The organism is Candidatus Izimaplasma bacterium HR1 (assembly GCA_000755705.1).
Classification (GTDB): Bacteria; Bacillota_I; Bacilli_A; order Izemoplasmatales; family Izemoplasmataceae; genus Xianfuyuplasma.
In genome coordinates, this window is sequence record CP009415.1 from 1,471,155 (window position 1) to 1,483,888 (window position 12,734).

At 31.0% G+C, this 12,734-nt stretch carries 9 protein-coding genes; 2 read left to right on the forward strand and 7 right to left on the reverse strand.

The window, feature by feature from the left end; genetic code table 11:
* Positions 1–9: 9 nt before the first annotated feature.
* From KQ51_RS09510 to KQ51_RS07225, 3 genes are all read right to left on the reverse strand, one after another.
* A complete protein-coding gene (locus tag KQ51_RS09510) occupies positions 10–582 on the reverse strand; it encodes a helix-turn-helix domain-containing protein (protein WP_052609336.1) in 573 nt (190 codons plus the stop codon).
* A 178-nt stretch (positions 583–760) separates the two neighbouring features.
* Positions 761–1,672: a deoxyribonuclease IV gene (locus KQ51_RS07220; RefSeq protein ID WP_038470759.1), complete on the reverse strand. Its 912-nt coding sequence runs from the start codon at positions 1,670–1,672 to the stop codon at positions 761–763.
* Positions 1,673–1,675: 3 nt separating this feature from the next.
* Entirely contained in the window at positions 1,676–2,971 is a 1,296-nt protein-coding gene (locus tag KQ51_RS07225; protein WP_038470761.1) for a DEAD/DEAH box helicase, read from the reverse strand.
* Positions 2,972–3,059: 88 nt separating this feature from the next.
* Between KQ51_RS07225 and KQ51_RS07230 the strand changes: the two genes are divergently transcribed.
* The gene (locus KQ51_RS07230) at positions 3,060–4,007 is read left to right on the forward strand and encodes a 4-hydroxy-3-methylbut-2-enyl diphosphate reductase (protein ID WP_038470763.1); all 948 of its coding nucleotides are present in this window, start codon (positions 3,060–3,062) and stop codon (positions 4,005–4,007) included.
* A gap of 23 nt (positions 4,008–4,030) precedes the next feature.
* Here the strand turns inward: KQ51_RS07230 and KQ51_RS07235 are convergent, their stop codons facing one another.
* Entirely contained in the window at positions 4,031–7,588 is a 3,558-nt protein-coding gene (locus KQ51_RS07235; RefSeq protein ID WP_038470765.1) for a hypothetical protein, read from the reverse strand.
* A gap of 144 nt (positions 7,589–7,732) precedes the next feature.
* Positions 7,733–8,908 (reverse strand): DNA polymerase IV, encoded by a 1,176-nt coding sequence (locus KQ51_RS07240; RefSeq protein WP_038470767.1) that lies wholly within the window; start codon positions 8,906–8,908, stop codon positions 7,733–7,735.
* A gap of 75 nt (positions 8,909–8,983) precedes the next feature.
* On the opposite strand from KQ51_RS07240, the gene KQ51_RS09760 reads away from it, so the two are divergent.
* The gene (locus KQ51_RS09760; protein ID WP_158497955.1) at positions 8,984–9,157 is read left to right on the forward strand and encodes a hypothetical protein; all 174 of its coding nucleotides are present in this window, start codon (positions 8,984–8,986) and stop codon (positions 9,155–9,157) included.
* A 14-nt stretch (positions 9,158–9,171) separates the two neighbouring features.
* Here KQ51_RS09760 and recN read toward each other — a convergent pair whose 3' ends face one another.
* On the reverse strand, positions 9,172–10,869 hold the full coding sequence (gene recN, locus KQ51_RS07245) for a DNA repair protein RecN (RefSeq protein WP_038470769.1): 1,698 nt from the start codon (positions 10,867–10,869) through the stop codon (positions 9,172–9,174).
* A 9-nt stretch (positions 10,870–10,878) separates the two neighbouring features.
* On the reverse strand, positions 10,879–12,732 hold the full coding sequence (dxs, locus tag KQ51_RS07250) for a 1-deoxy-D-xylulose-5-phosphate synthase (RefSeq protein ID WP_038470771.1): 1,854 nt from the start codon (positions 12,730–12,732) through the stop codon (positions 10,879–10,881).
* Between the last annotated feature and the right edge of the window lie 2 nt (positions 12,733–12,734).

Genomic DNA, 12,734 nt, shown 5'->3' on the forward strand with positions numbered 1-12,734 from the left:
AATGCAGGTCTATTTTTTTACTATTAATGTAGCTGCATAGCCAAATATAAAGACTACCCAAGCAATATGAAACAGCTGAAATCCTAGTCCTAATACCATAAAAACACCTGTACATATTGCATAAATGATTTCTTCTTTTCTTTTTTGCTCTCTTGTAACATTACTATAATTCTTTAGTCTTTCCTCACTCATTGTAGAATAGATCATTAATAAGACACTAATTGCAGTAACTACTAATATAATTGGGATATACAAATTCCAATTATCATAACCTAATACAAAAATTGAAGCTGGAGCAATTATAATCATCGCAACTGCAATTCCTAAGATTATAGTCTTTCTTTTATGTTTATTAGGGGATAACTCTTTAATGTTAACTTTTCCATGTAAGATTTCATCAACAGTAATACTATAAATATCTGCAAGTTCAACTAAAGTAAATGCATCAGGAAGATTCTCTCCTCTTTCCCATTTACTCACGGCTTGAAAGGAAACACCTAGCTTTTCAGCAAGATCACTTTGGGTATATCCATGTTGTTTTCTAAGATTAATTAATACATTTGCTACTTTACTTTCTTTCATCTTTGATCACCTCACCCAAATAATATCTTTTTCTTGTGTTGAATGTAATAACTGATAGGTTTAATTGACTAAACCTAAGGTTGAATATTGTCAAATAATGACTATTTAAGGATATTTTAACCTATCAACTACAAGTAGAGTATATCATATGAAATATAATAAAAAAACAAGTAATCTCTTACTTGTTTCTAATTTCGTTCATAATGTTTTCGTTAAATATTTGCTTTCTAAACATTTCAATTTCATATTTATATGGTGGTAGACTTTTATCTTTTGAATCTTCTTGTTCAGTAACATATGGTGTTTCTAAAATTTTCGGGACATTCATGAAATCAGGATGATTTACGATATAATTTAATGATTCAAAACCAATAAATCCAAATCCAATATTTTCATGTCGATCTTTTGAAGCACCTAGAACATTTTTAGAATCATTGATATGAAATACCGTAATTCTTTCTTTTCCAACAATACGGTCGAAATCTTCGATAACTTTGTCAAAGTTATCTTTTGTTAGATAACCAGCATCATGAGTATGACAAGTATCAAAACAAACACTAATTCTTTCATTGTTTGTTACTCCGTCAATGATTGCCTTTAACTCTTCAAAATTTCTACCAATTTCTGTACCTTTACCTGCCATTGTTTCTAAAGCTATTAATACATTTAAGTCTTTTGTATTTTCAACAACCTTATTTAAACCTTCAATAATATGTTTAATACCTATTTCGGGACCTTGTTTAACATGAGCTCCGGGATGTAAAACGATTTGTTTCGCACCAATTGCTGCTGTTCTTTTGATTTCACTTGTTAAAAAATCAACTGCGAATTGTCTTTTTTCTGGATCCCCGTTAGCTAAGTTCATAACATAAGGAGCATGAACAACAACATCGTCTAATGAAAGATTATGCTCTTTCATCAAAGCAAATGCTTCTTCAATTCCTATTTCACTTGTAGGTTTTCTTCTTGTATTTTGTGGTGCACCTGTATATATCATAAAACTGTTAGCGTTATAACTAAGCGCTTCTTTAACACTACCAACTAACATTTCTTTTCCATTCATTGAAACGTGACTCCCAATTTTCAACATCTATTATTTCCCTCTTTTACGAATTGATTTCATCTTTTCTCTTTGGAGTTTTGAGTGATATCTTTTTTTGTATCCTGGTTTTACTTTTTTATTCTTTTTCTTAACGTTAACTGTGTTTTTATCAAAACCTGCGGTAACATGTTCACGTTTAATACGTTCTTTTCTTTCTCTACGATCAACTAATTCGTCATTCTTAATATCTTTATATACAATTTTGATTCCTTTATTTTCTAAGAAATCAATATAATTACCATCATTAGCGTTGGTACTGTATAAACTAATTGCCATACCTGTATAGTTAGCACGACCAGTTCTACCTGAACGATGGATATAAAATTCCATATCTTTTGGTAATTCGTAGTTAATTACATGGCTTACACCGTCAATATCAATCCCTCTACTAGCAATATCACTAGCAACGACATATTGAAATTCACCTTTGTTAATACGTTCCATAACACGTTTTCTTTCACGTGGTGGAATATTACCATGAATTTTAGTTACTTTAAGTCCTTTAGCATATAATTTAGAACCAAGTTCTTCAACTACTTCTTTTGTATTACAGAAAATGATTGCTACATAAGGATTAATAACTCCTACTAGTCTTTCTAAAACAGTATATCTTTCTGATGATTTTATTGGTAAGAAGATGTGTTCTATATTTAAACTAGATAACTCTCTAGGTTTTATATAAACCTCATAAGGGTTATTCATATATTTACGTAAAAATGGTTTAAGTTTTTCCGGTATAGTTGCGCTGAAGACCATCATTTGAAGTTCGTCCTTCATTAGACCTGCAATTGTGTCAATATCCTCTAAGAAACCAATTTCTAGAGCCATATCGGCTTCATCTACAACGAATGTATCAGCTTTATAAATGTTTAAGACATTTTCTTTAACAGCTAAATCTTTAATTTTACCTGGAGTACCGATGACGATAGCTGGTTGTGATTTTTTTAATCGTTCTACTTCTTTAGTACGATTAGAACCACCAGTATATTTTCTGATATCGATAAACGTTTCTGATTCTTCAGCAATTTGTTTAGCGTTTTTATAGATTTGATTAGCTAATTCTCTAGTTGGAGAGCAAATAACAACTTGAACATCTTTTTCAATAAGATCTAAGTTTTCAAAAATAGGTATTAAAAAAGCATGGGTCTTTCCACTACCCGTTTGGCTACACCCAATGATATCAGTTCGTTTTCTAGCTACAGGAATTACTTTTTCCTGAACCTCAGTAAATTTGTTGAATCCTAGCTTTTTTACAGCCTTTAATATATAGTCTTTATTAATATTCATAGTATCTCTCCTTAGGTAATAATTATACACTACAGTCTTACCATTTCCAAATCATATAATTTAAGATATAATACATATAGGTGATTATATGAAAACAGTAAAACTTTCCCCTCGTGGATATTGCCATGGGGTTGTAAACGCAATAAATACTATATCAAATCTAACCAATTTGTCAACCTTTAAAACAATAACCATCCTCGGAATGGTTATCCACAACAAGCAAGTTGTTGATTTTTTTAAGGAAAAGGGCATAAAAACAATTCATTCTACATCAAAAACAAGATTAGAATTACTTGATGAAATTGATGAAGGAACTGTTGTCTTTACAGCACACGGAGTTAGCCCCGAAGTCTATAAAAAGGCTAAAGAAAAAGGTTTAGAAGTAATTGATACTACTTGTGCTGATGTTACTAAAACACAAAAAGAAGTTAGAGATTATAGTGATCAAGGCTATGATGTTTTCTTTATAGGAAAAAAACATCATCCCGAAAGTGAAGCGGCTGATGGGATTAGTAAAAATGTGCATGTTATTGAAAACATTGATGATTTAAGAAAAGCAACGATTAATAACGATAAAATCGCTGTTACTAATCAAACAACAATGAGTTTGTATGATATTTACATTTTAGCTGAAGAGATTAGAAAGATTTATCCGACTATTGTCTTCATTGATGAAATATGTAATGCGACTAGAGTTCGTCAAGAAGCTGTGAGAAATCAAGATAAATCAATTGATCATTGTTTCGTTGTTGGTGATAAACTTTCAAACAATTCACTTAACTTAGTTCATGTTTCCAAAACAATTGCTAATATTTCTGCAACTCTTGTTGAAAATATTGAAGATATAAATATAGAGAATTTAAAACTATATAATAAGGTTAGTGTTACTAGTGGTGCTTCGACACCAACAAGAGTAACTAATGAGGTTATTAAGTTTCTCGAGAACTTTGATAAAGATAACTTTAGTACTCACGATAATCGTTCTAAAATTGAATTAAACAATTTAATCGCAATAAAAAACCGCTCTAAAATTTAGAGCGGTTTTAATTTAACTATTTCTTAATTTCCGGCGTTGATAAATGATCTTGAACCAAGCATTGTTGTTGTTTCTACTTCGTAATCTGGATCAAGTGCATCTAACATATTTAATTGAATATCAGACATAATTACGACTGTGTAAGTAAATGGATCAGTATGGTCGTAACCTGCGAATGTAAAGTTTGTAATAGTTCCTTCAGGATTGCCTGCGATAGCGTCTAAATCAACTGTCATAACTGGTACACCGTCTTCATATAATACAGCATTCCATTCCGTATCATTAGCTACACTATCAGTATCTGGACCGATAGTAACGCTTAACGTTAAGTTCGGAGCACTTACCCAACTACTTGTATCTAATACTACTACAGTTGGAAGTTCAAGTGCTAGAGTAGTGAAATCATAAGTATATTCATAATCTTGATCTCCGTCACCATCTTGTTCATCATAAGTAGCCGTTAGGACTAATTGATAGTCAGAATTACTTAATAATTGTTGTAAGTCGATAACTGTTGTTGCGTTTGGTGCAATTACAAATGCCGCAATTTCTTCACCATTATATTGAACTAATGTTGCTGTTACTAATGAAGTTAAGAATCCTTCATCATCATCTATTTTGATTGAGAATACTGCGTCTTTTTTATTAACAGTTTCTGTTTCAAATTCTACTAAGTTAGCAGTTGGTGGGGTTGCTTCTTCAGTGAATATATATGTACTATATAATTCACCATCATAAACAATTCCATCAGCTTCGTTCAGATCATAATCTGCTTCTATTACTAAATAATACTCAGTGTCAGGATCTAATCCTTCTAAAGCGACTAAGATATTATCTCCTAAATCTAAATCAACACTAGCTACTGCAGTTAACCCGTGATAAGCTACTGCTTGAAGATTGCCTTCTAGAACACTTTGGGCATCGGTAATAGTAACTGTGATTATAAATGAATCTGAAGTTGGAACGATATCGTCAACATCAACTTCTAATCCATCATATGAATCAGTTGTTATAGGACTTTCGAAGACGATTTGTTCAGGATCTAATGCTACATCATCGTTATAATCTAAATCAGCAATGATTCTTACATAATATCTTTCATTTGAGTATAAATCTTCAAATCTAACATTACTAGTTAAGCCAACATTTACAACTTGTTTAGTTGCGTTTAATTGAACATCATCCATAACTAATACTGCATATAATGTACCTATTCCAGCTACTTCATCATCATCTGTTACATAAACATCAACGGTAATTGTATCTTTAGTAGATGCTTCGTAACGATATTCTGCAGTCGGAGTTATTTTTGCTATAGTAGTAATTTCAAATTCTACTAATATTATTGATTCATCACCATTACCATCGTCTAGATTGTAAGTTGTAGTAATAATTACTGTATAGTTATTATTTGAAAGAATGTCTGTTTCAAATAGAACTCCATAGTTAGCTACTTCATCTAAAGTGATTGCTTCAATGATTCCACCTTTATAATATAAAGTTGCAATTACTGTATCTTCTTTAATTACCAAATCTTCATCTGTGATTAATAAATCAAATTGAATAGATTCAGTTGTTGATTCCTCATTAGTATGTGCCGCAGTCGGAACTGCTTTTGCTTCTGTTTTAACTATTTGTGTTTTTAATACTTGATCTAATAATAAACTACTTCCTTCATCGACATCGTGTAAGTCATAATCAACTTCAACAATAATTTCGTAGTCGTTGTTAGAAAGAATATCCGTATCAAATACAACAATATGTTCTCCTGAAGTTAGAATTGCTTGTGAATCAACTTCAACTCCCATGTAATATAAGTAAACCATAATTGAATCTGCTTCAATCGTGTTATCAGCATCAATTACGTTAAGGTCAAATGTAATACTTCCAGTGTCTGTTACAACATTGTTAATTTCTGCTATCGGTGCTTTATCTTCTTCAGTATAAGACAAGATTCTACGTAATGATTGATCTGTTAAACGTCCATTACCATCTCTTAAATTATATGTAGCAAAGATTTCAACATAATAGTTGGAACCAGATGCAGTTGCATAATTGAAAATGATAAACTCATTTTCTAATCCAAATTCAATAACTTGAACCGGAGTATCTTCTTCATATAATACTGCCTCAAATAAACCGATCATTGTATTGTTTATATCTTGTGCACTAAGACCGATAGTAACATATCCTTGTTCTACAAGAATTTCATTTACTGTTACGGTTGGCGATTCGTTAATTTTTGTTGAATACTCTTCAGTATAGATAATTTCACCAACTTGTGGTCCATTACCATCATTTAAATCATAATCAGCTAATAATTCGATTCTAATAATTGAATCAGCTAAAAGATTACTAATTTGCATATCAACAAATGTATCATGAACACTTGAAGTATCCACAAGTACATCATCAATATATAGTCTAGCCATTACTGTATCTTGATCAATGATTCCAAGAGGGTCACTGATATTAATATCAAATTCAATACTGTTTTCTAATAGATTTAGATTTTCAATATCAGGTGTTGGTACTGAACGAGGTAAAGTACTAAAGGTATGCGAACTTAACACTTTGTTAGTTAATACACCTTCACCATTATTTAAATCATAATCAGCGATAACTTTGATTGTGTATTCATTATCATTTAATAAAGCTTCAAATGATAAACCTGATTCATCACCCATAATATAAGTTGTGTAATCAATCCCTTGAACCTTAGTTTCACCATTATAGATTTCTACACGAAGTCTTCCGGCTTGGATTACTTCATCTGTATCGTTAATATCCACATCAAATGATACTTCATTTTCTGTGACATCAACATTATTAATAAGCGCTGTAGGAGTTCCGTTAGATAACGTTAAATATGTTCCACTGTATAATACAACACTTGTTTGTACACCATTACCATCATCCAAATCATAAGAAGCTTCTACTTTCACTTCATAATATCTATTTGCCAGTAAATCAGTGAATTCAACACTTACCATCCCTGAACTTATATCTTTAGTAGCTACTCTTGTTTCACCACTATATAATTCAGCTTTTAAAGTTAATGGATCAATAACATCATCAATGTCAATGATATTGAAATCAACTGAAATAGTATTTCTTGTTAAATTGTAGTTTTCACGTTCGATTCGTGGTAACTCTTTAAACACATAAACCCTGAACTCATTATTACTAAATCCTTCAACAGTTAATGTACTTTCTCCGTCTAAGTAACTTACTCTATCAACAGAGTAGATTGTCTCTTCTAAGTTTGTCCCAACATTCATCTCAAAAAGGATGGTTGAAAACGTTGAACTTTCTGTAAAACGATGTGAGTTGTAAGTAATCCCATTAATAACAACACTTTTAACTGTGAGGTTATCAGGATTATCTAAACCAATCTCAATTAAAACCGTATCTTGTTTTGCACGATAAAAAGTCACATAATCAGTTCCGTCCATTGGATTAGTGTCTTCAACTCTAATTCCGGTAAAACTTGGTGGAGTTTTATCTTCAGCACTACCTGTACACCCCACTAAGACTAAACTAATGACCATAATCCCTAAAAATATGAATAGTTTACGCATAATCATTCCTCCATATCATTGCTTATTATTTTATAAATAATAATGTATTTCTTCCCAAAATAATAAATACCAATATCTAGTTAATAATTTTATCACAAAAATGACCATATATCAATGTTTTATCGTTTTTGCACAAAAAAGAGTCTATTTTTTAGACCCTCTTTTTATTATTTTTTGACCATATGCATTATTTATACTATCAAGTAAATTTTTTACAGCTTCTTCTTTTTCGGTATATTCTTCAACTTTGAAAATATTTAATTGTTTAATATTATTCTTACTTTCAATTATGTTAGAAACACTTACACCAAGCAATCTAACTGGTTTATCACCTTGATTGTCATCGTATAATCTTTCGACAACTTCATATATTTCAAAGAAATTATCAGTGTAATAATCAAGCGTAAAACTTCGATTAATTTGTGTAAAATCATTGTATCTTACTTGAATACTAATCGTTTTACACACACTATTGTCATCTTGAATTCTTTTAGTGACCTTTCTTGTTAAACTAGTAAGTTTTTCTAGAATATCTTGATACTCATATAAATCTTGCATATAAGTACTACTGTTTCCAATACTCTTCATTTCAACATGACGATATGGATCTACTTTATTAGAACCAATTCCCCGTGCTTTATCTTTAAATTCATCAATTCTATTACCCAAAACTATTGCTAGTTTCTTATCGTTATCATATTTAACCAAATCACCGATCGTATTGATTCCAAGTAACTTCAAATTTGGATAAGTCTTCTTTCCGATACCATACATCTCTTCAATTGGTAAGGGCCATAATTTCTCTTCGACATCACGTTTTCTTAAAACAGTAATTCCTAGTGGTTTCTTCATATCACTAGCCATTTTAGCTAAAAACATATTAGGAGCAATCCCGATACTTACTGGGAGTTTGTATTCATCTAGTAATCTGGTTTGAATTTCCTTAGCTAAATCAAGGGGATGAATAGTATCACTTAATTCAGTAACATCAATATACCCTTCATCAATACTGCCTTTTTCTATTTCACTAGCATATTCCCCGAGTAATCCAAAAAACTTTTCACTATAATCATTATATAAATCAAAATTCACAGGTAAAAGAATCAGATTGGGACAAAGTCTTTTCGCTTCTACAACATTCATCGCACTACTAACTCCAAATTTCCTAGCAACATAGTTAGCAGTTGATAAAACACCACGATTAGTCGTTCCACCAATACCAATTGGTTTGTCTCTCAAAGTTTCATCTTGCGCCATTTCACAACTTGCGAAAAAAGCATTTAAATCTATGTGAAAAATAACACGATATTTTTTTTCCATAAAAATCTTTCCTTTTAAGTGAATTTAATATATAATTTAATGTAGTTAAATATCAAGTAGTATTGAGGTGAAGATATGCCAAATAGTAAAAAACGTGTAAAGAAGCAAACACAACATGTAGCTCCTATAACTAAGAACATTGTTAAGACTAGATGGGGACGTGTCGTTATCGTTGTTTTAGCATTAAGTTTTGTTTTATCAGGACTTGTTGGACTAATTTATACATTAGTCATGGCCTTACAAACATAGTAAAAATTTAAAGCCTATCTAAATAGGCTTTTTTTATTGTCTAATAATTCTTTTGCGGTATTAATACTAGCTTCAGTGACAATGTCACCACTAATCATTTCAGCTATTTCTAGAACTCGATCCTTATCATACAATTCTTTAATATGAGCACTAGTTCTTCCATCGCTTACACTTTTACTTATTTTTAAATGATGATTAGAAATACTAGCTACTTGGGGGATATGAGTAATACAGATAACTTGCGTATTATTTGCTATCTCTACCATTTTCTTGGCAACTTGATTAGCAACATAACCACTAACTCCAGTGTCTATCTCGTCAAAGATTATAAGGCTTAATCCGAGTGATTTAGTTAGAAGGTTTTTAAACCCTAACATAATCCGACTCATCTCTCCACCACTAGCACTTTTACTTAGTGATTTCTTAGGTTCACCAACATTTGTAGTTAATAAGAAATCTACTTCATCAATTCCATTTTCAAAGAAAATTGAACTTGATTTATAATCATCACTATTCACTTCATTAAAACAGACTTTAAAATCAGTTTTATCAAGTTCTAAATCAGCGAGGATTTTTAAAAGTTCTACTTCAATAAATTTACTTATTTCTTCACGTAAAGAAGTAATAATTTTTGCGCTTTTCAAGCAAACATTGAAACTGGTTTTTACTTTCTCAATTTGATTGTTGATAACTTCATCGAAGTTATCAATATTATTAATATCTTTTTTTATTTTTTTATGGTATTCCAGGATTTCTGGGATACTTTTTTTATACTTTCTTTTTAGACTATCTAAACTATTTAATCTTTCCTGGTAACCATCCAATAATGTTGGATTAAAATCAAGATTACTAGCTTCATTACTTAGTTCTTGGCATGCGTCATCAAGTTCGAAATAACTTGAATTAAAACGATTTAGAAGTTCCTTATAACTTTCATTGATATCACTTATTTCTTCTAGATACTTACTTGCATCATAAATCGATGCTATTGCATTAGTTGATTCTAGAAGTTGCTTAGCTTGTTGTAATGATTGATAGATTTTATCGAAGTTTTCGAGTTTTTCAACTTCTTGTTCTAATGTTTCTTCTTCGGTGATTTCTAAATCATAAGACTCGATTTCTTTTAACTGAAATCGCATAAGATCTAATCTTTCGAGAAGATCATTATTAGAATTTTCGAGACGCTTTAATTCTTTTAAATCACTCTTATATTCTTTAAGATTTTCTTGATAAGCAGCAGTTAAATCCTCAATCTTGCTTCTTTTAAAACCGTCAATAATGTCTAAATAAGTTAGGGGATTTATTAGTCTATGCGTATCCATTTGCGTATGGATATCTGCTAGTTTTGAAGTGATTTCTTTTAGATCTTTCAAAGTTACAGTCTGGCTATTTACTTTGATAATATTGTTATTTGAAGGAGTAATTTGTCTTCTAATAACTAGTTCATTATTTAGTGCATCGATACCTAGATTGTTTAATATCCTAGTAATTTCAGGATTATGGAAGTTAAAGATTCCTTCAACTTCTGCTTTATTGCTACCTGTTCTTACTATATTACTAGTTGCTCGGTCTCCTAACAAAAGACCAATCGCATCGATTAGCAAACTTTTTCCTGCACCAGTTTCACCGGTTAAGGATGTCATTCCTTTTTTAAACTCAACTTCGATATTTTCAATAATTGCGAAGTTTTTAACACTAATGTATGAAAGCATATCATCAACCTACTTTATAAGTTCTTTTGTCTTATTAATAGTACTCTTAACATCTAATTTTAACTCAGCTAAAATTTCTTTTTTTGAACCATGATTAACATATTCATCACCAATTCCCATTAAATGAATATGTTTAGTAGGTAAATTATTGATTGTTAAGTATTCTAATACACTACTACCAAATCCACCTAATAATGCTGATTCTTCATATATAATTATTGGTTTGTCCATTTTAATTACTTGATTTATCATATCTTTGTCTAATGGTTTAATCGTTTTAGCATTCACGATTTTCACACTTAATTTTTCTTCTTTTACTACTTTTAAGTAATCATTTAGAATACTACCAAAAGCAATAAATACTAAATCATTACCTTCATTGATAATGTCCCACTTAAGAGTAGCTACTTTATCAGTGATTGGTTTTGTTTTATCAAACTCAAAAGTACCACGTTCATATCTAATTACAAATGGTCCGGTATTCTCTTTGAATCCGTAATTAAGTAACTCATATGCTTCTTCTGGGGTACGGGGATGAGTTATTGTCATATTAGGAATATGTCTTAATAATGGAATATCATAAATACCTTGATGAGTTTCCCCATCAGCACCAACAACTCCAGCTCGATCAATTCCGAATACTACTTTTAGATTTTGTCTAGCTACATCATGATTTACTTGATCGTATGCTCGTTGTAAGAATGTTGAATAGAGTGGTACAAATACATCAACGTTTTCAATAGCAAAACCGCTACTCATAGTAACCGCCATTTGCTCAGCAATTCCAACATCGATAATTCGGTTAGGGAATTCCTTTTGATATTCTAATAAGCCACTCCCACCAATCATTGCTGGTACAACGATAGTGAACTTCTCATTTTTACGAGCGTAATCACTCATATAATGAGCAATAATCTCACTCCAAGATAAGATGTTTTCTTCTTTTACTGCTAGTGATAGTCCTGTCTCTTTATTAAACGGGCTAACACCATGCCATGTACCTGTCTTCTCGTTTTCACTGAATTTGTATCCTTTACCTTTAACAGTTAAAACGTGGATAACACAAGGTTTATTAGCCTTCTTAGCTATTTCTAAATATTTGATTAATTCTTTCATATTGTGACCGTTGATCGGTCCGTAATATGAAAATCCTAAATCATCAAATATTGTATTATTTGTTAAGAATCCTTTGATTCCTCTTTCGACTTTAGAAGTAAGTTTTCTTAGGAATTTAGGCATAAAACGAATTGTTTTAGTTTTTAGTTTTCGATAAGTTACTTTACCTCTTATTTCATTTAAAACATTTGATAAGTACCCGATGTTTTCACTAATACTCATTTCATTATCGTTTAAGATAATAATTGGTTGGTGATCTTTGTTTCCACCAAGGAAATTTAAAGCTTCAAAAGCCATTCCTCCGGTTAATGCCCCATCACCAATTATTGGGATTATTTTGTGTGAATCCTTGGTGTATTTTTTACTAAACTCAATCCCCGCAGCAGCTGCGATTGAAGTTGAACTATGTCCAGCTTCATATATGTCATGAGGTGATTCACTTCTTTTTAGGTAACCTGAAAGACCTTGATACTTTCTTAATGTATCAAATTCTTTTGCTCTACCTGTTAGAATTTTATGGGTATATGCTTGATGTCCAACATCAAAAATCAGTTTATCTTTCGGTGAATCAAAAACTCTATGTAAGGCTACTGTTAGTTCTACAACGCCTAAATTAGAGGATAAATGTCCTCCTGTTTTTGAAACCTTATCAATAATAAACTGTCTAATTTCTTCACTTAGTTCTTGTAGTTCTTTTGTGGATAACTCATTTAAAAAGTTAGGATCCTCAATATTGTATAAATCCACTC

Excerpts from the sequence above, each read along its gene's own strand:
- KQ51_RS09510 (WP_052609336.1), bottom strand. The coding sequence starts at position 582 with ATGAAAGAAAGTAAAGTAGCAAATGTATTAATTAATCTTAGAAAACAA.
- KQ51_RS07235 (WP_038470765.1), bottom strand. The coding sequence starts at position 7,588 with ATGCGTAAACTATTCATATTTTTAGGGATTATGGTCATTAGTTTAGTC.
- recN (WP_038470769.1), bottom strand. The coding sequence starts at position 10,869 with ATGCTTTCATACATTAGTGTTAAAAACTTCGCAATTATTGAAAATATC.
- KQ51_RS07225 (WP_038470761.1), bottom strand. The coding sequence starts at position 2,971 with ATGAATATTAATAAAGACTATATATTAAAGGCTGTAAAAAAGCTAGGA.
- KQ51_RS07240 (WP_038470767.1), bottom strand. The coding sequence starts at position 8,908 with ATGGAAAAAAAATATCGTGTTATTTTTCACATAGATTTAAATGCTTTT.
- KQ51_RS09760 (WP_158497955.1), top strand. The coding sequence starts at position 8,984 with ATGCCAAATAGTAAAAAACGTGTAAAGAAGCAAACACAACATGTAGCT.
- KQ51_RS07220 (WP_038470759.1), bottom strand. The coding sequence starts at position 1,672 with ATGTTGAAAATTGGGAGTCACGTTTCAATGAATGGAAAAGAAATGTTA.
- KQ51_RS07230 (WP_038470763.1), top strand. The coding sequence starts at position 3,060 with ATGAAAACAGTAAAACTTTCCCCTCGTGGATATTGCCATGGGGTTGTA.